Here is a 23689-nt window from a genome sequence, read left to right as displayed (position 1 = left end):
GGCGCCGCCCCCCCCCCACCCCCCCCCCCCCCCCCCCCCCCCCCCCCCCCCCCCCCCCCCCCCGCCCCGCCCGCCCCCCCCCCCCCCCCCCCCCCCCCCCCCCCCCCCCCCCCCCCCCTCCGAGAGGTCGAGAGGAGCGTGCTCACGCGGGGCGCTCGGCCTCCTGCGCCTGCACGGCGTGCACCGCGTGGCCGCCGAACTGCTGGCGCAGCGCGGCGACGGCCTTCATCGTCGGCGAGTCGGTCTGCCGGGAGGAGAACCGGGCGAACAGCGAGGCGGCGATCGCCGGCATCGGGACGGCGTTCTCGATGGCCTGCTCGACGGTCCAGCGGCCCTCGCCCGAGTCCTCGGCGTAGCCGGTGATCTTCTCCAGCGCCGGGTCCTCCTCCAGCGCGCGGACCAGCAGGTCCAGCAGCCAGGAGCGGATGACCGTGCCCTGCGTCCAGGACTTCACGACGCCGGGCACGTCCTCGATCAGGTCGACGGCGGCCAGCAGCTCGTAGCCCTCACCGTAGGCCTGCATCATCGCGTACTCGATGCCGTTGTGGACCATCTTGGAGAAGTGCCCGGCGCCCACCGGACCGGCGTGCACGAAGCCGGCGCCGGGCAGCTCCTGGCCCGACTCGTCCTTCGGCGCCGGGGGCTTGAGCGCGTCGAAGACCGGCTGCACCTTGGCGACGTCCTCCTTGGTGCCGCCCACCATGAGCGCGTAGCCGTTCTCCAGGCCCCAGACCCCGCCGGAGACACCGGCGTCGACGTAGCCGACGCCCTTCTCGCGGCACATCACGTCGTGGATCTGGTCGTCGGTGTACTTGGAGTTGCCACCGTCGACGATCACGTCGCCGGGGCTCAGCAGCTCGGCCAGCTCCTTGACCGTGGCCCGGGTGGGCTCACCCGCCGGCACCATGACCCACACCACCCGAGGCGCCTGCAGCGCCTCGACCAGCGCGGGCAGGTCGTCGACGTCCCGCTTCTCCGGGTGGTGGTCGAAACCGACGACCTCGTGGCCCGCGCGGCGCAGCCGCTCGCGCATGTTGCCGCCCATCTTGCCCAGCCCGATCAGCCCCAGCTGCACGACTGTGTCCCTTCTCGACGGCCATCCGGCCCGCACGTCCTCGACCCCATCGTGGTCGACCGGGGCGGCCGCCGCGCGACGGCCCCCGTGACTCTCCTGCCGGAGCCCGCGCGCGAGCGGCAGGAGAGCCCTCGGATCACCCGGGCAGGCGCACCGGCATGATCAGGTAGCGGTAGCTGCCCGGCCGCTCGGCAGGTCGGGCCTCGCCCTCGTCGTCGGCCGCCGGCTCCTCCACGCCGGAGAGGACGGCGGGCTTGAGCGGGCTGGTGAAGTCCATCCGCGCGCGGCTGGTGTGCACCGAGGCCAGGCCGTCGAGCAGGAACGTCGGGTTGAAGCCGATGGTCAACGGCTCGCCGTCGAACTCGACGTCGCAGCGCTCCTCGGCCTGGCCCTCGTCGTCGGTGCCGCCGGCGCGCAGGGTCACCTGGCCCGGGGTGAACTCGCAGCGCAGTGGCGTGCCGCGCTCGGCGACCAGGGCCACGCGCTTGGCGGCGTCGGTGAACAGCCCGACCGGCAGCGTCGCGTTGGCGAGCGACTCGTTGGGCATGATCGCCCGGTACTTGACGAACTCCGCGTCCAGCAGGCGGGTCGTGGTCTGCCGGTCCTTGCCGGACAGGCCCAGGATGCCCTCGCCGGCGCCGCCGGAGGACAGCGAGATCGTGATCTCCGGGCCGCTGGTCAGCGTGCGGGCGGCGTCGGCCAGGGTGCGCGCGGGCACCAGCACCGCCGCCGACAGCCCCGGGGTCTCCGGCCGCCAGGCGAACTCGCGCACCGCCAGCCGGTAGCGGTCGGTCGCGGCGAGGGTGACCAGGTCGTCCTCGATCTCCAGCCGGACGCCGGTCAGCATCGGCAGGGTGTCGTCCCGGCCCGCGGCGACGGCGACCTGCCCGACCGCCTCGGCGAAGACGTCGCTGTCGACCGTTCCTGCCGACGACGGCATGGCCGGCAGGGACGGGTAGTCCTCCACCGGCAGCGTCGGCAGGCTGAACCGCGCGTTGCCGCAGGCGATCGACAACCGCGGGCCCTCGGCGGTGATGTCGACCGGGTGCGGCGGCAGGGCGCGGGTGATCTCGGCCAGCAGCCGACCCGGCACCAACGTGCGCCCGCTCTCGGTGGCCTGGACGTCGACCTCCGCCCGGGCGGAGACCTCGTAGTCGAAGCCGGAGACCGACAGCTGACTGCCGTCGACCTCCAGCAGGATCCCGGCCAGGACCGGCACCGACGGCCGGGGCGGCAGGCTGCGCGCCGTCCAGGCGACGGCATCGGCGAGCACCTCACGTGCCACCCGGAACTTCATGACCTGATCCACCCCAGCTTCCGTACTCCTGCTGCTGCGGTGCTCATCGTGCCTTCTACCGGCGACAAGGGGGTAACCGCAGTCCCTCCGAGAGACCGCTCCCGCCCCTCGGGCCGCAGCTTCCCCACCCTGAATGTGGTTCGAGAAAACCTCGATCTCTCTCCCTCATCCTCGTCATCACTGGTGTGGAACCTGGGGATCGAGGCCGAACCCGCAGGTCAGGCCCGAAGTCGACATGTTGGCCCGCTGTGGGTGGACGAGCACCGGCTGTTGTCGACACGTGGACATCTCGACGGCCGTGCACACCCACCGCCGTCCGTCCACCTCCTGTCCCCGGTCCGTCCCGCCCCCGTCCCCAGTCCGTACCCAGCCCCGCCGGCCCCGGCCGGGGACGACGCCGGCACTCACCAGCGCGGACGGGAGAACGTGCAGGTCAGAGGGCCAACGGCGGAAATCACACCGCCTCGGGGATCCGGCGCCGTCCTGCGCCGGTCGTGACCGCGTGTGAGCGGTCGGCGTGAGATCTCCCCAGGCTGTGCACATTCCTGGGGACAACTTCTCGACGAGTCGACCGAGGTCACCGGTTCGGGTGACCACCAGACCGCCGTCCACGCGGGGACGACGCACACACGACCGCCCACAGGTCTGTGGACAACGAGCGGGACACCCCGGAGGACGAGCGGGGTTCTGCGGCCCTGGCGGATGGGACGCCGCCGTGCACGGCCGCCGTGCGGACGACGCGCGACAGGCCGCAGCAGAGCCGGGCGTCCTCCTACTGCCGGGCGCGGCTCTTGATCCGGGCGGTGAGCTCGGTGACCTGCGTGTAGGTGGCCCGGCGCTCGCTCATCAGGTTGGTGATCTTCTTGACCGCGTGCATGACCGTGGTGTGGTCCTTGCCGCCGAAGGAGGCACCGATCCGCGGCAGGGACAGCTCGGTGAGCTCCCGGCACAGGTACATCGCGATCTGACGGGCGTTGACCAGCGTGCGGCTGCGGTTGGAGCCCTGCAGCTCCTCCATCGTCACCGAGAAGTACTCGGCGGTGGCGGCCATGATGATCGCCGCGGTGATCTGCGGCCCCTGCTCGTCGCTGATCAGGTCCTTGAGCACCAGCTCGGCCAGCGGCAGGTCGACCTGCTGCTTGTTGAGGCTGGCGAAGGCGGTGACCCGGATCAGCGCGCCCTCGAGCTCGCGGATGTTGGTCTGCACCTTGCTGGCGATGAACTCCAGCACCGCGTCGGGCACCTGCAGCCGCTCGCCGTAGGCCTTCTTCCGCAGGATGGCGATGCGGGTCTCCAGGTCCGGCGCCTGGACGTCGGTGATCAGCCCCCACTCGAAGCGGGTGCGCAGCCGGTCCTCCAGCGTCGTCAGCTTCTTCGGCGCCCGGTCGGAGGTGATGACGATCTGCTTGCTGGCGTTGTGCAGCGTGTTGAACGTGTGGAAGAACTCCTCCTGCGTCCGCTCGGCGCGCTCCAGGAACTGGATGTCGTCGATGAGCAGGAAGTCGATGTCCCGGTAGCGGCGGCGGAAGTCCTCGGCCCGGCCGGAGTGGACCAGGTTGATGAACTCGTTGGTGAACTCCTCGGTGCTCACGTACCGCACCCGCACGTTGGGGAACATCCGTGCCGCGTAGTGGCCGATGGCGTGCAGCAGGTGGGTCTTGCCCAGCCCGGAGTCGCCGTAGATGAACAGCGGGTTGTAGGCGCGGGCCGGCGCCTCGGCCACCGCGACGGCCGCGGCGTGGGCGAACCGGTTGCTGTTGCCGATGACGAAACTGTCGAAGACGTACTTCGGGTTCAGGCCCGGGTCCTGCGCGCCGGTCGGCGCCCGGCGATCGCCGAACAGCGGGACGGCGTCCCCACCGCGCGGCGGGGCCACCCGGCGGCCGCGGCCGGCCGGCGCGGCCGGCTCGTCCTCCTGAGGCTCGGGGCCGGGGTCGATGTCGAAGGGCAGGACGGCAGCGCCGTCCTCACCACCCCAGTCACGCGGTGCCCGCCCGCCCCGGGCGGCGGCCCGGCGGGCCGGCGGGCTCCAGTCGGTGGGCGACCACTCCTCCTCGCGCTCGGCGGCCGGCGGCTCGGGCGGTGACTGCCGCTCCGCGGCGTCGCGCTCCCAGGTCAGCGGCGAGGTGACGTCGGTGCGTACGCCGAACGCGCTGCGCCCGTCGTCGGCGCGGTCCCGGGTCTCCCGGTCCTCCTCGGCCCGCTGGGCCTCGACCGCCGACCACCGACGCCGGGTCGGGACCTCCGGGCGCGGCGGCTCGGGCTCGGCCGGTGTGTCCTCCACCTGGACGGCGACCCGGATGTCGCGGCCGAGGTGCTCGGACAGTGCCTCGGCGAGCACGCGGCGCATCCGCGACTCGAGCACGGTCTGGGTGAACTCGTTCGGCGCCGACAGCACCGCGGTGTCCTCGAACACACCCACCGGGCGGGTGAGGTTGAGCATCGCGTTCTGCTGCGGGGACAGGCTCGTGGCCAGCCGCTCGCGGATCTGGTCCCAGACCGTCGCCAGATCCACCGTGGCATCGGCCATGGCCCTGTCCTCCCCAAACCGTGTGTGCGTCGCCCCTGCCGCGACCGTCCGCAGCCGGGCTCCGTCGTCCCCCGATCAGTCCCCCGCTGTGGACATCCGGACACGCGCTGTCCACACCAGTGTCCACAGGCTGTGCACGACTGGCGACGCACGGGACCGGCATCCGATCGAGTGAATCGGGCAGAGGCGTCGTCGCTGGTCGGAGGTCGTTCTGGGGGGATGGTCCGGAGGGCGCGGTGGTCGGTCGACCGAGCGGTGCGGCCCCTGCGCCGGACTCGGGTGTCCGGTGTGGAGCGACGGCGACGCTAACAGCCTCGTCCACAGCCCGGCAACGACGGCGGCACTGCTCGACGGCGTGCCGACGGGCGCGTCGCCCGCGGGGTGCGGCGCGTCGCTGCCCTCTGCTGCGGGGCGTGGTGGACCCTGGGAAGTCGGCGTCGGACCGACCCTCCGGCGTCCGCGATTCCTCGGCTATGCTGGCGGGAGTCTGTGGACGGGGAGCCGGTCCTGCCGAGTTCCACCCGTCCCTCCGCGCGTGCCCGCCCACCGGTGGGTGCGCACCGTCGACGTCGTGTAGTGGGAGTACCTCGTGAGCAAGCGCACGTTCCAGCCGAACAACCGCCGCCGGGCCAAGACCCACGGCTTCCGGCTGCGGATGCGCACCCGCGCGGGCCGGGCGATCATCGCCGGCCGTCGGCGCAAGGGGCGCGAGAAGCTCTCCGCCTGAGGTGCTGCCCGCGCAGGCACGCCTGCGCCGGCGTCCGGAGTTCACCGCGGTCGTCCGGTCCGGTAGGCGTGCCGGACGGCCGACCATGGTGCTCCACTACCTCCCCGAACGGCCCGTGACCCCGACCCCCGGCGACGCCGGAGGGGACGGCGGTCCACGGGCCGGCTTCGTGGTGGGCAAGGCCGTGGGCAACTCCGTCGTCCGGCACCGGGTCACCCGGCGGCTGCGCGCGGTGGTCCGCGACCAGCTGCACCGTCTCCCGGCGTCGGCCGACCTGGTGGTGCGGGCCCGGCCCGAGGCCGCGGCAGCCACCTCGGCGGACCTGGGGCGCGACCTGGCCGCGGGCCTGGACCGGCTCCTCAGCGCACGGGCACGCACCTCGTGACCGCCGTCCCGGGCCCCGTCGGACCCCCTGCCCCCGCCGCGCGCGGGTGGGTGGGCCGGGCGCTGCTGGCCGCGGTGGGCTTCTACCAGCGGGCGATCAGCCCGGCGCTGCCGCCGCGGTGTCGCTTCGCCCCCACCTGCAGCGCCTACGCCGCCGAGGCGATCGCGGTGCACGGCGCGGGGCGGGGGACCTGGCTGGCGCTGCGCCGGCTGCTCAAGTGCGCGCCCTGGCACCCCGGTGGGTTCGACCCGGTGCCGCCGCGCAGGACACCACTCGAGACCGACCGAGCTCACCCTCCGGCACCTCGCCGGGCCGCGCAGCAGGAGGCTGGCGTTGCTTGACTGGCTGTACACCGCCATCTCCTGGGTCATGGCCCAGTGGCACTCGCTGTGGGACTGGGTCTTCGGTGACCCGGCCGCCGGGACGGGCCTGTCCGGCCTGGCCTGGGCGCTGTCGATCGTCTTCCTGGTCGTCACCGTCCGGCTGATCCTGTTCCCGCTGTTCGTCAAGCAGGTCAAGTCGCAGCGGGCGATGCAGGACATCCAGCCGGAGATCCAGCGGCTGCGGAAGCAGTACGGCAGCGACAAGCAGGGCTTCAGCCAGGCGATGATGGCGCTGCAGAAGGAGCGCGGGGTCAACCCGCTGGCCGGCTGCCTGCCGATCCTGCCGCAGATCCCGGTCTTCCTCGCCCTGTTCCACGTGCTGCGCCGGCTCGCTCCCAATGCGCCCGGCCTCTACGGCTGGAGCGACGAGCTCACCGACGAGGCGGCCCGCGCGCCGTTCTTCGGGGCCCCCATCTCCTCCTCGTTCAACATGACGGGGGCGAAGGAGCAGGCGATCCTCGCCCTGCCGGGGGTCAGCTACACGAGCATCCGGATCGTCGCCTTCCTGCTCATCGTGGTGATGTGCACGACGACGTACGTCACCCAGAAGCAGACCATGAAGCGCTCGGGGCCGGTCGAGGGCCAGGCGGCCACCGTCCAGAAGCTGCTGCTCTACGGCATGCCGATCAGCCTCTTCGTCACCGGCTTCTTCTTCCCGATCGGCGTCCTCCTCTACTGGTTCACCAACAACCTGTGGACGCTGGGGCAGCAGTTCTTCATCCTGCGCAAGATGCCCCCGCCCGGGTCCCCCGCCGCCAAGGCCAAGGCCGCCGCCGACAAGCCGGCGATCGACCCGAAGACCCTCGCGCCCAAGCCCGGCGCCAAGCCGGTGCGGCCCAAGCCCGGCCGCCCCGCGGCGCCCGCCTCGACGGTCGACACCTCCAACCCCACCGGCGACACCACCCCGGCCGACGGCGTGCAGCCGCCCGGCGCCTCCGCCGCCGGGTCCAACGGCCAGTCCCCGGGGGCGGCCGGTCCGGCCGGGAACCGTCCGCGCAGCGGTGGCGCGCGCGGCGGCAGCCCGGGCCCGGCCAACCGGGGGAAGCGCAAGCGCCGCTGACACCGCCGGCGTCCGCTGCGGACGCCCGCCGGCCATCGACCACCGGGGAAGCCCGGACGCCCGCACCGACTGGGAGGAAACGCGATGAGCGCCCCGCAGCACCCCACTGACACGGCCGAGACCGCCGCGACGGCGGAGGCCACCTCCGGCGCCGTCCTCAGCCCCGTGCCCGACGCGGCCACCGGCCCGGACCAGCCCGACCTGCCCGACCCGGACGCCGACAGCGCGGACGCCGTCGTGGACCCCGCGGACGACGAGGACACGGCTGACGACGAAACGGCCGACGAGGACGCCGACGACGAGGACGCCGACGACGCCGACGGGGACGACCTCCTCGTCCGCGAGGGCGACGTGGCCGGCGACTACCTGGAGCGGCTGCTCGACATCCTGGACGTCGACGGTGACATCGACCTCGACGTCGAGGGTGACCGGGCGTCGGTCGCCATCGTCGGCGGCGAGCTGCGCGACCTGGTCGGGCCGGACGGCGCGGTGCTGGAGGCGCTGCAGGAGCTGACCCGCCTGGCCGTGGCGCAGTCCACCGGGGTGCGCAGCCGGCTGATGCTCGACATCGGCGGGTACCGGGCCAAGCGCCGGGCGGACCTGACCTCGCTGGCCGCGGAGGCGGCCCGCCGGGTGGCCCAGAGCCGGCAGCCCGAGCGGTTGGTCGCGATGAACCCGTTCGAGCGCAAGGTCGTCCACGACGTCGTCGCCGGGATGTCCGGGGTGCGCAGCGAGTCCGAGGGCGAGGAGCCCAACCGCCGGGTCGTCGTCCTGCCCGATCGGTGACCGGTCCCGCCACTCCCGACGCCGGCGCACCTCCCGTCCCGCCGGCCCCACCTGCCGCGCGCACCGTGTTCGGGGACGCGCTCCCCGATGCCGAGCGCTACGTGGCCCGGCTGGCCACCGACGGCGTGGTCCGCGGCCTGATCGGCCCGCGCGAGGTGCCGCGGCTGTGGGAACGGCACGTGCTCAACAGCGCGGCGGTCGCCGAGGCGGTCTCGGCGAACGCCCGGGTGGTGGACGTCGGCAGCGGCGCCGGCCTGCCCGGGGTGCCGCTGGCGCTGGCCCGCCCGGACCTCCGCCTGACCCTCGTCGAGCCGATGGCCCGGCGGGTGGAGTTCCTCGAGGAGGTCGTCGCCGAGCTCGCCGTGCCGTGGCGGGTCGTGCGCGGGCGGGCGGAGGAGCGCTCCGTGCGGGCGGCGGTCGGCCCGGTCGACGTCGTCACCGCGCGGGCGGTCGCCGCCCTCCCCCGGCTGGTGACCTGGTGCCGTGGCCTGATGCGGCCCGGTGCCCAGCTCGTGGCGCTCGTCGGCGCCCGCGCGGTCGAGGAGCTGCCGGGCCTGGTGCCCGAGCTGGAGTCCGTGGGGATGCGCGACGTGCACGTCCGGGCTGTCGGCGCAGACCTCGGAGAGGCTGCCACTACCGTGGTGGTGATGACGCGTGGAGCACGGTGAGCGCTGTTCCACGTGGAACCCGTACCACTTCCCGAACCCGTTCCACGTGAAACGGCTCGGCAGGAAGGACCTGCGATGACCGACCCCGGCGAGCGGCTGCGATCCAGCCTCGCCGCCGACCAGGCGGCCGGCGCCGGAGTGGAGTTCGACAGCCCGATCGCGATGGAGGCGCTGCGGGCCACCCGCGTGCTGCACGCCGCGAACCAGGAGCCCTTCCCGGTTCCCGGCCGGGTCCGGGTCATCACCATCGCCAACCAGAAGGGTGGCGTCGGCAAGACCACGAGCGCGGTGAACCTGGGCGTGGCCCTGTCCCTCTACGGCCTGCGCACGCTGGTCATCGACCTGGACCCGCAGGGCAACACCAGCACCGCGCTCGGGGTCGAGCACACCGTGGGGACGCCGTCGGTCTACGACGCCCTGGTCAGCGACAGCTCGCTGTCGGAGGTCGTCCACCCGACGACGGCCAGCCCGCTGCTGCACTGCGTGCCGGCGACGATCGACCTGGCTGGCGCCGAGATCGAGCTCGTCTCCGTCGTGGCCCGCGAGTACCGGCTCCGCCGCGCGATCGAGGCCTACCTGCAGGCCCTCCCGCCCGAGCAGCGGCCGTGGTACGTGCTGATCGACTGCCCGCCGTCGCTGGGGCTGCTGACGCTCAACGCGCTCGTCGCCGGCGACGAGGTGCTCATCCCCATCCAGTGCGAGTACTACGCGCTGGAGGGGCTGGGCCAGCTGCTCAACAACATCGACCTGGTCCGCCAGCACCTCAACCCGGGCATCGCCGTCCGGACGATCCTGCTGACGATGTACGACGCCCGCACCAAGCTCGCCGACCAGGTGGCCGAGGAGGTCCGCAACCACTTCGGCGACCTGGTGCTCGACGCGGTCATCCCCCGCAACGTGCGCGTCTCGGAGGCGCCCGGGTACGGGCAGTCGGTGCTCACCTACGACCCCGGCTCGCGCGGCTCGACCAGCTACGTCGAGGCCGCCCGCGAGCTCGCCCAACGGGGGGTCTCGCTGCCACCCCTGGCCACGCGGACCGGGCCGGGCACCCCCGCCGCTCCCCCGCCGGCGACCTCCCTGGCCTTCCCCGACACCGACGCGGCCACCGTGCCCGTCCCCCCGTCTCCTGAGGAGAGAGCATGAGCAAGCGTGGCGGTCTCGGCCGGGGGCTCGCGGCGCTGATCCCCACCGCCCCGCCGGTCGAGCAGCCGACGCTGCCGGAGACCGGGGACGGCGGGGAGCGCCCGGAGGGCACCGCGCCGGCCGCCCCCGCGGAGACCCCGGCCGCTCCTCCGGTGCACCTGCTGCCGCCGGCGGCGGAGGCGGCCGCCTCGGTCGCGCGCCAGGTGGAGGAGGCCGCGGTCGGCGTCCCCGGCGCGCAGCTGCGCGAGGTCGCCGTCGACGACGTCGTCCCCAACCCGAAGCAGCCTCGCCAGGTCTTCGACGACGAGGCGCTGGAGGAGCTCACCCACTCGGTGCGGGAGTTCGGCCTCCTGCAGCCGATCGTGGTGCGCGAGCGCAGTGACGGCGGCTACGAGCTCATCATGGGCGAGCGACGGCTGCGCGCCGCCCGCGCGGCCGAGCTGGACAGCGTGCCGGCCATCGTCCGCGACACCACCGACGACGCCCTGCTGCGCGACGCCCTGCTGGAGAACATCCACCGCGTCCAGCTCAACCCGCTGGAGGAGGCGGCGGCCTACCAGCAGCTGCTGGAGGAGTTCGGCGCCACCCACGAGGAGCTGGCGCAGCGGATCGGCCGCAGCCGCTCGCAGGTCACGAACACCATCCGGCTGCTCAAGCTGCCGGTGAAGGTGCAGACGCGGGTCGCGGCCGGGGTCATCTCGGCCGGGCACGCCCGGGCGCTGCTCGGCCTGGCCGACGCCGACGCCCAGGAGGCCCTCGCCACCCGGATCGTCGCCGAGGGGATGTCGGTGCGGGCGACGGAGGAGGCGGTCGCCCTGGCCGCTGCCGAGCAGCCGGCCGCGAAGCGGCGCACCCGGCGGATCAGCGCACCCGGCGTCGAGGACCTCGCCGGGCGGCTGTCGGACGCCTTCGAGACCAAGGTCAAGATCCAGATCGGCCGGGCCAAGGGCCGCATCGTCGTCGAGTTCGGCTCGGTCGACGACCTCCAGCGGATCATCGGCCAGATGGCCCCGGACATCACCGGGCGCCGAGCCGAGGACTGACGAAGGACCCTCCTGCCCCCCACCGCTCGCCAGCTCGCGGCGGGACCCTGCAGGAGGGCCGGACGTCGAGGGAGACACACGAAGGCCGGGTTCCGTCACTGACGGAACCCGGCCTTCGTCACTCTTCCCTGCGGCCCCGTCCCCGGTCCCGCCCCGAGCGTGCGCAGGGCGGGGAGGACGCGGTCCTCCTTCAGCGCGCGGTGGTGGCCCGGCGGGACAGCAGCCGGGCGAGGACGTCGCCCAGCGAGTAGCCGGCCGCCTCGACGGCCATGGGGAACATCGACGTCTCGGTGAGCCCCGGGGAGACGTTCACCTCGAGGAAGTGGACCTCGCCGTCGGGGCTGACGATGGCGTCGGTGCGGGAGAGGTCCCGCAGGCCCAGCACCCGGTGCACCTGGACGGCGAGCGTGGCCGCCTTGGCCGCCACCTCGTCGGGCACGCGGGCCGGGGAGTGGTACTCGGTGAGGCCCGGGGTGTAGCGGGAGGTGTAGTCGAAGACGCCGGACTCCGGGGCGATCTCCACCGCCGGCAGCGCCTCGGGACCCTCGCCGAGGTCGACGACGGACAGCGCCAGCTCCACGCCCTCGACGAAGCGCTCCACCAGCACGGTGTCCCCGTAGGCGAAGCAGCTCACCATCGCGGCGGGGAGGTCCTCGACCCGGGTGATCTTCTGCGCGCCCAGGGCGGACCCCCCGGAGGCCGGCTTGACCATGAGCGGCAGGCCGAGCCGGGCGACGATGAGGTCCAGGACCGCGCCGGCACCGAGCTCGCGGAAGGTGCTGTGCGGCAGCGCCACCCAGTCCGGCGTCGTCACGCCCGCGGAGCGGACGACGGACTTGGCCGCCGGCTTGTCCCACGCCAGCCGGCAGGCGGCCGCCGGGGAGCCGACGTAGGGGACGCCGGCGAGGTCGAGGACGGCCCGCAGCGCGCCGTCCTCCCCGGTGGCCCCGTGCAGCGCGATGAACACCGCGTCGGCGGGCGCGGCGGACAGCCCGGGCAGCAGGTCGGCGTCGGCGTCGCGCACCTCGGCGTCCACGCCGGCGCGGGTGAGCTCCTCCCACACCTGGGTGCCCGAGGAGAGGCTGACCTCGCGCTCGAAGTTCAGCCCGCCGGCGAGGACGACGGCGCGCAGCGGGTGCGGGGTGGCGGCGGGGTCGGCGGCCGGTGCCGTCTCGGTCATGCGCGGTCCTCGTAACGGTCGCTGTTGGCGGGGCCGACGAACGGGTCGACGCCGGGGACGCGCGGCCCCCCGAGCGCGGTGAAGGAGCCCGTGTCGACGCCGGAGAAGGTCGAGTGCAGGTCCAGCTCGGCCTCCACGACGCGGGCCAGCCGGCGCACCCCCTCCCGGATCTGGTCCGGCTCCGGATAGCAGTAGGACAGCCGCATGTACTCCCGGCCCGAGCCGTCGGCGTAGAACCCGATGCCGGGCACGTAGGCCACGTGCGCGTTGACCGCGCGCGGCTGCATCAGCTTGGCGTCGAGGCCGTGCGGCAGCTTCAGCCACACGTAGAACCCGCCGTCCGGCTTGGTCCAGGTGGTGCCGGCGGGCATCAGCTGCTCGAGGGACTCCAGCGTCGCGTCCCGCCGCTCGCGGTAGAGCTCGACGAAGTGCTTGATCTGCTCGCGCCACGGCTGGGTGTCCAGGTAGCGCGCGACGGCGTACTGGGTCAGCGACGGCGGGCACAGCACCTGCGCCTCGGTGGCCAGCACCAGCTTCTCCCGGACGGCGAGCGGGGCCAGCACCCAGCCGACCCGCAGGCCCGGGGAGAACGTCTTGGAGAACGAGCCGAGGTAGATGACCCGGCGGTTGTTGCGCGCGCGCAGGGCCCGCATCGGGTCGCGGTCGAAGCCGAGCAGGCCGTAGGGGTTGTCCTCGATGACCAGCAGGTCGTAGCGCTCGGCGATCTCCATGACCGCGTCGCGCCGCGGCTCGGAGAGGGTGACCCCGGCCGGGTTGTGGTAGTTCGGCACGGTGTAGAGGAACTTCACCCGGTCGCCGTTGGCGCGGCACTCGATGAGCGCCTGCTCCAGCGCCTCGGGGATCAGCCCGTCGTCGTCCATCGGGACGTGCCGGACCCGCGCCTCGGACGCCTGGAAGACGCCCAGCGCGCCGACGTAGGACGGGCCCTCGGCCAGGACCACGTCCCCGGGGTCGCAGAACACCCGGGTGACCAGGTCCAGCCCCTGCTGGGAGCCGACGGTCACCACGACCTCGCTGGGCGAGGCGTCGGTGATGCCCTCCAGCGCCATGACATCGCAGATCCGCTCGCGCAGCCGGGGGTCGCCCTGGCCGGAGCCGTACTGCAGCGTCTGCGCGCCCATGCCCGAGACCAGCTCGCCGATCATCGAGCCCACCGCGTCCAGCGGCAGCGCGGTGACCGCGGGCATGCCGCCGGCCAGCGAGACGACCTCGGGCCGGCTGACGACGGAGAACAGCGCACGGATCTCGGAGGTCTTCATCCCGTGCGTGCGTGCTGCGTACCGGTCCGCCAGCGGGTCCAGCCGCGGGTGGCGCGGCGCCGGGTGGGGGTTCACACCGGGGCCCGGGGACGTACCGGGCGTAAGGGAGGCCACCCGTCGAGTGTAGGGAGCCCTCCGGCCGCCCCCGCCGGGGACACGGCGAGACGGACCCTTCCGCCTGTCGTCCTCCGGACGACACCGCGGCCAGGTGCCGTCCCCTGCTGCGCTGAGCCCTTCCCGTCCTTCCTCCTCGGGGAACCCTCCGGGTCCCCGCTCGTCAGGACGCCTCGCAGGGCGGCTCCCGTGTTCTGCGGCTTCTTCAGACCCGGCCGGGGAGGACGAAGGTGCCGGTGGGCGGGTCGGCCTCGGCGGGCAGGAACAGCCGCTGGACGGCGGCGACGACGGCGCTGGCGACGGTGCTGCGCAACCGGGCGTCGAGCAGCAGCAGCCGGTCGACCGGATGGGAGAGGTACCCGCAGTCGATCCGCACCGCCGGCATCCGGGACGTGCGCAGCAGATCCCAGGTCTTGGGGTGCGTGCCCAGGTCGAGCATGCCGGTGCGCGCGATGATCTCCCGGCGGGCCAGGTTGGCGAACTGCTCGCCGACCGTGGACGACGCTCCCGACCCGGTGCCGTAGTGGTAGCTGGCCACCCCGCGGGCGTGCTCGGACGGGTGCGCGTCCAGGTGCAGGGAGAGGAAGAGGTCGGCGCGGGCGTCGTTGGCGAACCGCGTCCGCTCGGTGTCGGTCGGGTTCTGGTCGCGGCCGCGGGTCAGGTACACCGTGGCGCCGGCGGCGGCGAGCTGGCCCTCGATCCGCGAGGCGAGGTCGAGGACCAGGTCGGCCTCGGTCGTCTCCCCCGCGGTGTTGCCGGGATCGGAGCCGCCGTGGCCGGGGTCGAGGACGATCCGCCGGCCGATGAGGTGCGGCCCGCTCTCCACGAAGCTCGCGCTCTGCCGGAGCAGCTGCGGCCGCCCGCCGGTGACCTTGCGGCCGAGCTGGCGCAGCGCCCGCAGCGTGGCCGGCCCGCAGGTGCCGTCGGAGGTCAGGCCGTAGTCGCGCTGGAAGGCCCGCAGGCCCACCTCGGTCTCGGGGCCGAAGACGCCGTCCACCGGTCCGGCGTCGTAGCCGAGCTCGTGCAGCCGGTCCTGCAGGTTGGTGACGTCGTCGCCCCGGATCGGCCGCTCGGGGTCGTGGTGCAGCAGCCGATCGCCGAGGGACCAGCGGGCCTCGGACAGCGCCCGGTAGGTCTCCTCCCCCACCCGGCCGTCGACGCTGAGCCCGCGGATCTGCTGGAAGTGGCGGACGGCGAGCTCGGTGGAGGAGTCGTAGACCGCCTGCTCCAGCGGCTCCTCCTCGGCGCTCCCGTTCCCCGCGGGCAGCAGTCCCAGCGTGCGCAGGGCGGCGTGCACGTCGGCCACGGCGGGGCCACGGTCCCCCGGCCCCAGAGGGTGCATGCGGCTGTCGGTTCCCATCGTGGGTCGATTGTGGTCCCCGGGACCCGGCCCGGCCCAGCGGGGGCGTGCGCCGGCCCCGAACGCGCCAGCGCGCCGGGCCGGAACGCGCAGGCCGCCGGGCCCCGAACGCGCCAGGGCCTCCCCCGCACGTGGCGGGGGAGGCCCTGGTCACGGCCCCTGCAGGGCCCCGCCGCGAGCGTGCGAGCGGTGGGGGCAGGGGGTGTTCTTCAGAGGTAGTCGGCGAGGTCGGAGAGGATCGCGCCCTTGGGCTTGGCCCCGATGATGCTCTTCACCGGCTTGCCGCCCTGGAAGACCGTCATCGTCGGGATCGACATGACCTGATAGTCACGCGCGATCTGCGGGTTCTCGTCGATGTTGAGCTTCGCGATCGTCAGCTTGTCGCCGTGCTCCGCGGCGATCTCCTCGAGGACCGGAGCGACCATCTTGCACGGGCCGCACCACTCCGCCCAGAAGTCGACGAGGACGGGCTTGTCACTGCCCAGCACGTCGTCGGCGAAGGTGGCGTCGGTGACCGTCTTGGTGCTGCCTGCCATGGTCGTTCTCCTCAGTCTTTCGTGGCTCGGAACTGGGCCCGGCAGGGACAACCGGCCCGATGCCTGGTCTATGCCCGGTCCAGGTGACGCCCCTGCACGTCCTCGCTCAGCGCTCGTGGAACTTCTCGGCCAGGTAGCGCTCGGCGTCGATGGCCGCCGAGGCGCCGGTGCCGGCCGAGGTGATGGCCTGACGGTAGATGTGGTCGACCACGTCACCGCAGGCGAAGACGCCGTCGATGTTGGTCCGGGTGGTGGGGTGCTCCACCTGGATGTAGCCCTCGTCGTCGAGCTTCAGCTGGCCGGCGAACAGCTCGCTGCGCGGATCGTGCCCGATGGCGACGAAGACGCCGGTGACCGGGACCTCCTCGGTCGCGCCGGTCTCGACGTCGGTGAGCCGGACGCCGGAGACGGTGTTCTCGCCGAGCACGTCGCTGACCGTCTTGCCCAGCTGCCAGCGGATCTTCTCGTTGTCCTGGGCGCGCTTCTGCATGATCTTCGAGGCGCGCAGCTCGTTGCGGCGGTGCACGACGGTCACGGTCTTGGCGAAGCGGGTGAGGAAGGTGGCCTCCTCCATCGCCGAGTCACCGCCGCCGACCACGATGATGTCCTGGTCGCGGAAGAAGAAGCCGTCGCAGGTGGCGCAGGCCGAGACGCCGCGGCCCAGCAGCCGCGCCTCGTTGTCCAGGCCCAGGTACCGGTACTTCGACCCGGTCGCGACGATGACCGCGTGGGCGCGGTGCACCTCGTCCCCGACCTTGACGATCTTCGGCTCGACGGTGAGGTCGACCTCGGTGACGTCCCGGGCGACCAGCTCCGCGCCGAAGCGCTCGGCCTGGGTGCGCATGTCGTCCATGAGCTGCGGGCCCTGGATGCCCTCGGCGAAGCCGGGGAAGTTCTCCACCTCGGTGGTGGTCATCAGCGCGCCGCCGAACTGGGAGCCCTCGAACACCAGCGGGTGGAGGTTGGCGCGGGCGGCGTAGACGGCGGCGGTGTACCCCGCCGGCCCCGACCCGATGATGATCAGGTCGCGGATCCCGTCGTGCTCCGCCGGCGGGATCGCGGGGTTCCCCTCGGTGGTCACGGCAGGTCCAGGGGTCGGGTGGTCTGTGGTCACGGGCGGCACAACGAGGATGGTAGGGGCCGCATTCCCCGCGCAGGAGGGCCGCATTCCCTGGGGCGGAAGGAGCGGCTCAGCCCGCGGTGCGCAGCTCCACCTCGGCGACGTCGGCGGAGAAACCGTCGCCGGAGGGCACCAGGCCGGTGATCCACACCAGCACGTAGCGGGAGGTCACCGGGGCGGTGAAGTCCAGATCCGTGGTGGCCTCGAGCTCGCCGGAGGCCTGCACCGCGAAGTCGTCGAGGGATCCGTCGGGCGACCCGCCGGTGCGGATCTCGACGGTCGCGCCGGGGGTGTTGGTGGCCAGCGTGACCCCGGCCAGGGACTGGTCCGAGCCGAGGTCGTAGACGACACCGACGCCGTCCTTGAGGTTGCCGAAGGCGGCCGAGCCCCGGTACTCCAGCGTCGACCAGGAGGTGGCCGGGTCGCCGTCGTAGGAGAGCGGGATCTCGTCGGTGTTCTCCGGCTCGCCGTCGCCGAACGGGTCGAAGACCGTCGCCGCGGTGATCGCGGCCGTCGTGCCGTCGCCGGACGGCGTCTCCTCGGGGGCAGGGGCCGCGCTGGTGGGGGAGGTCGCCGACGGGCTGCTGGGCTCGCCCACGGAGTCCGCGACCGACAGCACGCTGGAGCCGAACCACCAGGCCAGCCCCACCACGACGGCGAGGGTGGCGGCGACCAGCGCGGCGATGAGCAGCCGGCGGCGCCCGGGGCGCGGCTCGTCGTCGACGCCGTCCTCGTCCTCGTCGACGAGGTCCTCGTCCCCGTCGGCGGGCCCGTCGTACTCCTCCACCCCGAAGCCGGCCGCCAGCGGCAGCAGGTCCTCGTCGGCGTCGTCGGCGCGGGTGCCGGGCACCGGCGGGCGGCCCTGGGGGTCCAGCCGGCGGGCGCCGGAACGGGAGCCGTCCACCGTCGGCGCCGGGTCGTCGGCGTCGTCCTCACGGCGCTCGCGCAGCCGGCGCAGCCAGCCGCTGTCGGTCTCGTCCGGCCCGCGCAGCGGCTCCGACGGGTGCGTGCCGCGGGGCCGCTCGGCCAGCAGCGCGGCCATGGCCGCGACGCTGGACAGCCCCGCGCCGGGCTGCGTGGAGCGGGCGCGGCGGACCAGCGCGGCCAGGTCGGGTGCCATTGCGGGGGGCCGGCCGGGGACGACGGTGTCGCCGGAGCGGCGGCCGGTGAGGCAGTACTCGAGCAGCTCCCCGAGGGCGGCGATGTCGCCCTGCATGGTGCCGCTGGCGGCGGGGACCGACCGCAGCCCGACCAGGCCGTTGGGCCGCAGGACGACGGTGTCGGGGGTGATCCCGCCGACGGCCAGCCCGACCCGGTGCGCCTCGGCGACGCCCTCGGCGAGCCGCCGCAGGACGGTGCGGACCTCCCGGTCGGGCATCGGGCCCTCGGCGAGCCGCTCGCCCAGCGTCTGCCCCTCGATCCACTCGTTGACCACGTAGGCGGCGCTGTCACCACCCTCCCCGGTGCCCTCGGCGGCGTCGTAGACCATCGCCAGGGCGGGGGTCGCCAGGCCGCCGGCGGTGAGCGCCCGGGTGATCCACTCGCGCGCCGCCGCGCCGCCGGGGCTGTGCACCCGGATGGCGACGTCCCGGTTGAGGATGCGGTCCTTGGCGCGCCAGCAGCGGATGACACCGGTCGCGGTGGTCTCGCGGGCGCCGACCTCGTCGAGGGGGCGGTAGCGGTCGGGGAGTCCGGTGGCCGTGGACGTCATCGACGCGGCCGACCCCCTGTTCGCTCCGGGCCGGCGGCTCGATTGCCCCGGCGGGGGCGCCGCCGCGCTGCTCACCCGCGCCCCAGCCGGGCCCTGACGGCAGCCAGGGGCGCACGGGTCTCCGGAACTCGGGCGAGCACGATCCCTGCCAGAGCCGCGACGCCGATCACCACGGTACCGATCAGCAGGGTGCCGAGCGAGCCCCCCACCGACGTCCCCAGAGCGTCGTCGGTCACGCGGACGACGCCCCACCCGGCCAGCGCCGCCACCGCCGACGCGGCGGCGACCCGCAGCACCGTCCCGAGCGTGTGCGCCCCACCCAGGCCCCCCAGCCGCCGGCGCAGCGCCACGTGGCCCAGCGCCCAGCCGGCCACGTAGGTGACGCTGGTGACCAGCATCAGCCCGGCCACGACGTGCTGCGGGCCGACGACGACCGGGACCAGCAGCAGCAGCGGCACCCGGACGGCGACCATGCCGAGCTGGAGGAGCGTCGGCGTCCGGGCGTCCTTCATCGCGTAGAACACCCGCAGCTGCAGCAGGGTCACCGCCATCGGCAGCAGCCCGAACGCGCCCACGGCGAGGGCCACGCCGATCGCGCGGGCGTCGTCGACGCCGGTGTTCCCGCGGGCGAAGGCGACGGTGGCCAGCGCCGGGCCGAGCACGGTGAGCGCGGCGGCCACCGGCAGCAGCCCGAGCGCGGACAGCCGGGTGCCGAGGGAGAGGTCCTGCACCACGCCCGGGACGTCGGAGCGGGCGGCGGCCCGGCTCATCCGCGGCAGCAGCGCCGTGAGCAGGGCGACGCCGATGATCCCGTAGGGCATCTGGAACAGCAGGCTGGCGATCGCGAAGGCGCTCGAGCCCAGGCCGCCCTCGCGGGTCGCCTGGTTGGCGATGCGGGTGGCGACGACGACGCCGACCTGGCTGATCGCCACGTAGCCGATGACCCACAGCCCCAGGGCGCCCACCTCGCGCAGGCCCGTCTGCCGCAGGTTCCAGCGGGGCCGCAGCGGGACGCCGGCCCTGCGCAGCAGCGGCAGCAGCACGAGCGCCTGCAGCGCGATGCCCAGCGTGGTGCCGACGCCGAGCAGCCACACCTGGCCGTCGGTGATGGTGGCGGGGGTGAGGTCGCCGGGCCCGCTGGCCGCGACGAACAGCAGGCCGGTGGCGATGACCACCACGTTGTTGAGGACCGGCGCCCACGCCGGCGGGCCGAACACCCCGCGGGTGTTGAGCACCGCCTGGGCGAGCGCCCCCAGCCCGTAGAAGACGATCTCCAGCAGCAGGATCCGCGCCAGCCAGTTGGCCAGCCGGACCTGGTCGGGATCGCCCTGGATGCCGTAGAGCGAGGTCAGCCACGGCGCGACCACGATGGCCACCGCCGTCACGCCGACCAGGCCCACGAGGGCCACGGTGGACAGCCGCTGCGCGTACCGGACGCCGCCGTCGGCGTCCCGCTCCTGGGCGTGCACCAGCAGCGGCACGATCACCGAGGTCAGGACGCCGCCGAGCAGCAGCTCGTAGACGATGTTGGGCAGCGTGTTGGCGGTGTTGTAGGCGTCGTTGACCAGGCCCACGCCCAGCGCCGCGGCCAGGACCATCGTGCGCAGCAGGCCGGTGACGCGGGAGACCAGCGTCGCGACCGCCATCGTCCCGGCGGCGCGCAGGATGCCGCGGCTGGCGCCGGGCGCGCCCTCGCGGGCCTCGACCTCCTCGTCGGTCTCGTCGACGCGGCGGGGCACCGCCGGCAGCACGGGGATGAGCTGGGTGTCGTCCGGGCCGGGGACGAAGCGGGCACGGGGCCGCGGCGGCGGGACCGGCGGCAGCGGTCGGGCGCGGGCCGCGGGTGGCGCGGTCGGCCGCGCCTCGGCCGGCCGGCCCCCGTTCTCCGACGCCGGCCGCGCACCGGTCTCCGGGCCCGGCCGCGCAGCGTTCTCCGACGCCGGCCGCGCACCGGTCTCCGACGCCGGCCGCGCACCGGTCTCCGCGCCCGGCCCGGCCGGGGCCGCGGGCACCTGCGGATAGGGCGGCGGGGGCAGCCGCAGCGCGGACGACCCGGGGCCGGGCACCGGCGGCGGAGGGGAGGCGGGCACCGGCGGCGGGGCGGCCGGCCGGCCGGACGGCGGCACCCGGCGTCCGGCGTCACGCTGGGTCGCGCCGTCCCGCGGTGCCCCGCGGTCGCCGCCGGCGCGCTCCGGCGGCGGCACCGGGGGCAGGGGGATGCGGCGCTGCTGCTCGCCGACGGGGCGGTCGCCGGTCACACCGGGCTCCGCGTCGGCGGCAGCGGCACCGGGGCGCCGGCCTCCTCGGGCGTCCCGCGGCGGCGTCGCAGCACGAACAGCACCAGGCGGCGCAGGAAGAGCAGCCCCAGCAGGGCCGCCGCGCCGATCGTGGTGATCAGCGAGATGGACCCGTACGCGGTGCTCTTGACCTGCAGCTCCACCGGCTCGCCGAGCGACCCGCCGTCCGGGGTGGTGAGCGTGGCGACGACGCCGAACCGGCCGGACTGGCGCACCTCGGTGGGCACCTGCAGCGTCGTCCGCTGGTCGGGGGCGAGGACCTGGGCCCCGATGTCGTCGACGGTCAGGGCGCTGCCGCGGGTCTGCAGGTCCAGCAGCACGCGGACGGCGAAGGGCAGGTCGTTGCGCACGGTGAGGACGAGCGGGGCGTTGCTGGAGCCGAGGCTGTAGGTGCCGTCGGCCGGGGAGAGCAGGGTGACCCGTTCGCGCAGCCCCGACAGGGTCGCCCGCAGGACGGCGGCAGCCGCGCCGAAGCCCTCCGGGTCGTCCCGCCACGCCGCGGACGTCGCCCGGGACACGGCGGCGTCGTAGGGGGCCAGCGCCGTGCCGGCGTCCTCGACGACGGCACCGGCGAGGTCGTCGCGCACGTCCACCGCGGTGGTGACGTCGGCGAGGCCGCCCGCGGCCAGGCCGCCCGGCTCGGCCGGCGGGACCAGCTCACCGGCGTCGGCGGTGGGGCCGTCGTCCAGCTGGGCGACCGTCAGCGGACGCAGCCACGGCAGCTGGGCCGCGGCGGCGATGATCGAGGTCACCCCCGCCGGGTCGACGTCGACCTCGCGGGGCGGGGCGACCAGCACGGTCTGCGGGGCGGCCGGGTCGCCCCCGGTGCGGAGGCCGAGCAGGGCCAGCTCGGCGAGGTAGCGCTGCTCGGCGATGCGCGTCCCGCCCGGCGAGCTCGCCGCCGCGCCGACCAGCCCGCCGAGCCCGCTGTCGGCGACCAGCGCGTCGACGTCGCCGCCGTCGGCGGGCACCGTCGTCCGGGCCGCGGCGCCGTCGCCGTCCAGGCCGAGCGCCGCGTCCCCCTCCGACAGGCCACCGGGTGCCAGCACGACCTCGTCGACACCGCCCGCGCGGAGGGTGGCGAGGGTGTCGGCGCGCAGCGACCCGCCGACCGCCCAGGCCAGGTCGGTGCGCGGCTCGACGCCGAGGGCGTCGCCGAGGATGGCCGCGCCGGCGCCGGTGGTGGCCTCCTCGTCCTCGTCCTCGGCCGGGCCGGCGGCCCCGGTGGTCTGCGCCGCGGGGGTGGGCGCGTCGGGGTCGTCCTGGGCGGTCCCGTCGGGGGTCCCGGGGAGGCTGCGGGTGACGACGTCGGGCAGCCCGGCCGCGGTGAGGGCGTCGGCGTCGACGTCGCCGTAGGGCAGCGCGACCACCGGGTGGTCGGCGGCGACCGCGCGCAGCCGGTCGAGGAACGCGGCGGCGTCCTCCGTGCCCTCCCCGGCGTCCTCCTGCCCGGCGACGTCGTAGGGGCCGCCGGCCATGATCTCGAGCTCCTCGACCAGCGCGGGGTCGATCGCCAGGGTCACCCGCACCACCGGCGCGGGCTCGCTGCCCGCCGCGGCCGGCGTCTCGGGCAGGCGCTCCACGGCGGCCAGCGCCCGGTCCAGGCGGCCGCCGGAGGCCACCTCCTCGGCCAGGCCGTCGTCGGTGAACCGGCCGGCGGCGTCGCGGTGGGTCCGCTCCACCAGCGGCCACAGCCAGGCGACGCCGGTCGGTGCGGCCGGCTGCGCCGGGGGCTGCACGAGGAACGTCGACAGCTCACCGACGCGGCGGCGCTCCCCGTCGGCGGTCGCGCCGTTGAGGTTGAGCAGCACCGGGTAGACGCCGTCCCGGTCGATGCGCAGCTCGCCGGTGTTCGTCGTGAGCGCGAACGACAGCTCCTCCCCGGGCTCCAGCTCGCCCGGCACCTCCTGGAACGGCGTGGTGACGGCGGTCGTCGCGTCGGGGTCGGTCTCGGCGGTCTGCAGCTCTTCGCGGGTGTCGAGCAGCTCGCCGCGCTGCAGCCGGACGTCGAGGTCGGTCAGCGTCTCGGTGCCGGTGTTGCTCAGGGTGCCGGCGATGGTGACGGTCGCGCCGGGCGTCAGGGTGCGCGGCTCCAGGCGGTCGACCTCCACCCGGACCGGGCGGACGGTGTCGCTGACGTCGTCCTCGGCCGCGGGGTCGGGGTCACCCGGGGCGGCCGTGGCGGCCGGGGCGGCCAGCCCGAGCAGCGGGCCGGTGAGCAGCGTGGCCAGCGCGGCACACAGCGTCGTCCGGCGGCGGGCACGGGTCGGCGTCCGAGCGGGAGCGCCGGACCGGCCACCGGCGCTCCCGGCAGCCGCCCGGGTCACGACAGCTCTCCGCCGGTGCCCGGAGTGGCGGAGCCGGTGCGGGAGGCGTCCCGACCGCTCACGCGCTGTCGGCGAGGAGCGCGGGAGCCCGTTCCACCAGGGCCCGCTCGTCGGCGTAGGCGAGCCGCTCGCTCAGCTCGTCGAGGGGCACCCAGGCGACCTCGGTCACCTCGATGTCGGCGTCGGACAGGGCCCCTCCGACGGCGCGGAGCAGGAAGTGGTGGACGGTCTTGTGCACGCGGCGGCCGTCGGCGACGAACCAGAAGTCGATGATCCCCAGCGGGGCGACGACCTCGCCGATGATGCCGGTCTCCTCGGCGACCTCCCGGACGGCGGTGTCCTCCGGGGTCTCGCCCTCCTCGATGTGCCCCTTGGGCAGCGACCAGAGCAGCCGGCCGCGTCGGTCGGTGCGGCCGATGAGGGCGGCCCGCGGCCCCGTGATCGGGTCGTCGGCCACCACCAGGCCCCCGGCGGAGGTCTCGTCGACCCGCCGCAACCGGCGGCCGGGTCGCCCGCGCCCGCCCGTCCCAGCCATGCCTGGAGGGTAGCGCGCGTCCGGCGAGAGCTCCGTGAGCATCGCAGCGGGAACGAGCCCGAACGGCCGCGCTGCAGGGTCCCACCGCGAGCGTGCGGCCGCGGGCCCCGCGTGGAGAGCGGAGCCACGCCA

At 74.8% G+C, this 23689-nt stretch carries 20 protein-coding genes; 8 read left to right on the top strand and 12 right to left on the bottom strand.

The window, feature by feature from the left end:
• Window positions 1-142 precede the first annotated feature (142 nt).
• From gnd to dnaA, 3 genes are all read right to left on the bottom strand, one after another.
• Window positions 143-1075 carry a phosphogluconate dehydrogenase (NAD(+)-dependent, decarboxylating) gene (gene gnd / locus ACI79D_RS20495; protein ID WP_456920326.1) on the bottom strand — a complete coding sequence of 311 codons (933 nt, stop codon included), beginning with the start codon at window positions 1073-1075 and terminating at the stop codon, window positions 143-145.
• A gap of 136 nt (window positions 1076-1211) precedes the next feature.
• A complete protein-coding gene (gene dnaN, locus ACI79D_RS20490; protein ID WP_456920325.1) occupies window positions 1212-2372 on the bottom strand; it encodes a DNA polymerase III subunit beta in 1161 nt (386 codons plus the stop codon).
• 772 nt (window positions 2373-3144) lie between these two features.
• Window positions 3145-4902 carry a chromosomal replication initiator protein DnaA gene (gene dnaA / locus ACI79D_RS20485; protein ID WP_456920324.1) on the bottom strand — a complete coding sequence of 586 codons (1758 nt, stop codon included), beginning with the start codon at window positions 4900-4902 and terminating at the stop codon, window positions 3145-3147.
• 589 nt (window positions 4903-5491) lie between these two features.
• On the opposite strand from dnaA, the gene rpmH reads away from it, so the two are divergent.
• The 8 genes from rpmH (at window position 5492) to ACI79D_RS20445 (ending at window position 11097) form a co-directional block, all read left to right on the top strand.
• The gene (gene rpmH, locus ACI79D_RS20480; RefSeq protein ID WP_456920323.1) at window positions 5492-5629 is read left to right on the top strand and encodes a 50S ribosomal protein L34; all 138 of its coding nucleotides are present in this window, start codon (window positions 5492-5494) and stop codon (window positions 5627-5629) included.
• A 1-nt stretch (window position 5630) separates the two neighbouring features.
• Window positions 5631-6014, top strand: coding sequence for a ribonuclease P protein component (gene rnpA / locus ACI79D_RS20475; RefSeq protein ID WP_456920322.1), 384 nt, complete (start codon window positions 5631-5633; stop codon window positions 6012-6014).
• The gene (gene yidD / locus ACI79D_RS20470; protein WP_456920321.1) at window positions 6011-6355 is read left to right on the top strand and encodes a membrane protein insertion efficiency factor YidD; all 345 of its coding nucleotides are present in this window, start codon (window positions 6011-6013) and stop codon (window positions 6353-6355) included. The genes rnpA and yidD overlap by 4 nt, the downstream gene beginning before the upstream one ends.
• Complete coding sequence (gene yidC, locus ACI79D_RS20465; protein ID WP_456920320.1) at window positions 6348-7457, top strand: membrane protein insertase YidC; 1110 nt, start codon at window positions 6348-6350, stop codon at window positions 7455-7457. Before yidD ends, yidC begins: the two co-directional genes overlap by 8 nt.
• Before the next feature lie 84 nt (window positions 7458-7541).
• A complete protein-coding gene (locus ACI79D_RS20460; RefSeq protein ID WP_456920319.1) occupies window positions 7542-8243 on the top strand; it encodes a Jag family protein in 702 nt (233 codons plus the stop codon).
• A gap of 65 nt (window positions 8244-8308) precedes the next feature.
• Entirely contained in the window at window positions 8309-8911 is a 603-nt protein-coding gene (gene rsmG, locus ACI79D_RS20455) for a 16S rRNA (guanine(527)-N(7))-methyltransferase RsmG (protein ID WP_456920318.1), read from the top strand.
• Between the two features lie 75 nt (window positions 8912-8986).
• A complete protein-coding gene (locus ACI79D_RS20450; RefSeq protein WP_456920317.1) occupies window positions 8987-10054 on the top strand; it encodes a ParA family protein in 1068 nt (355 codons plus the stop codon).
• Window positions 10051-11097 (top strand): ParB/RepB/Spo0J family partition protein, encoded by a 1047-nt coding sequence (locus ACI79D_RS20445; protein WP_456920316.1) that lies wholly within the window; start codon window positions 10051-10053, stop codon window positions 11095-11097. Before ACI79D_RS20450 ends, ACI79D_RS20445 begins: the two co-directional genes overlap by 4 nt.
• A 190-nt stretch (window positions 11098-11287) precedes the next feature.
• Here the strand turns inward: ACI79D_RS20445 and ACI79D_RS20440 are convergent, their stop codons facing one another.
• From ACI79D_RS20440 to ACI79D_RS20400, 9 genes are all read right to left on the bottom strand, one after another.
• Window positions 11288-12277: a D-alanine--D-alanine ligase family protein gene (locus ACI79D_RS20440; RefSeq protein WP_456920315.1), complete on the bottom strand. Its 990-nt coding sequence runs from the start codon at window positions 12275-12277 to the stop codon at window positions 11288-11290.
• Window positions 12274-13557: an aminotransferase-like domain-containing protein gene (locus ACI79D_RS20435; RefSeq protein ID WP_456920314.1), complete on the bottom strand. Its 1284-nt coding sequence runs from the start codon at window positions 13555-13557 to the stop codon at window positions 12274-12276. Before ACI79D_RS20435 ends, ACI79D_RS20440 begins: the two co-directional genes overlap by 4 nt.
• 319 nt (window positions 13558-13876) lie before the next feature.
• Window positions 13877-14977, bottom strand: a complete 1101-nt coding sequence (locus tag ACI79D_RS20430; RefSeq protein WP_456920313.1) for an N-acetylmuramoyl-L-alanine amidase — start codon at window positions 14975-14977, stop codon at window positions 13877-13879.
• 263 nt (window positions 14978-15240) lie between these two features.
• Window positions 15241-15567, bottom strand: coding sequence for a thioredoxin (trxA, locus tag ACI79D_RS20425; protein ID WP_456920312.1), 327 nt, complete (start codon window positions 15565-15567; stop codon window positions 15241-15243).
• Between the two features lie 106 nt (window positions 15568-15673).
• The gene (trxB, locus tag ACI79D_RS20420) at window positions 15674-16648 is read right to left on the bottom strand and encodes a thioredoxin-disulfide reductase (protein WP_456920311.1); all 975 of its coding nucleotides are present in this window, start codon (window positions 16646-16648) and stop codon (window positions 15674-15676) included.
• A 109-nt stretch (window positions 16649-16757) separates the two neighbouring features.
• Window positions 16758-18398 carry a hypothetical protein gene (locus ACI79D_RS20415; RefSeq protein WP_456920310.1) on the bottom strand — a complete coding sequence of 547 codons (1641 nt, stop codon included), beginning with the start codon at window positions 18396-18398 and terminating at the stop codon, window positions 16758-16760.
• Window positions 18399-18469: 71 nt separating this feature from the next.
• Entirely contained in the window at window positions 18470-20656 is a 2187-nt protein-coding gene (gene murJ / locus ACI79D_RS20410) for a murein biosynthesis integral membrane protein MurJ (protein WP_456920309.1), read from the bottom strand.
• The gene (locus tag ACI79D_RS20405) at window positions 20653-23022 is read right to left on the bottom strand and encodes a DUF6049 family protein (RefSeq protein WP_456920308.1); all 2370 of its coding nucleotides are present in this window, start codon (window positions 23020-23022) and stop codon (window positions 20653-20655) included. The genes murJ and ACI79D_RS20405 overlap by 4 nt, the downstream gene beginning before the upstream one ends.
• A gap of 58 nt (window positions 23023-23080) precedes the next feature.
• Window positions 23081-23557, bottom strand: coding sequence for an NUDIX hydrolase (locus ACI79D_RS20400; RefSeq protein ID WP_456920307.1), 477 nt, complete (start codon window positions 23555-23557; stop codon window positions 23081-23083).
• Between the last annotated feature and the right edge of the window lie 132 nt (window positions 23558-23689).

This window comes from Geodermatophilus sp. SYSU D00708 (assembly GCF_054050115.1).
The sequence above is the reverse complement of the archived record's forward strand: the minus strand, read 5'-3'. Positions and strand labels throughout refer to the sequence as shown.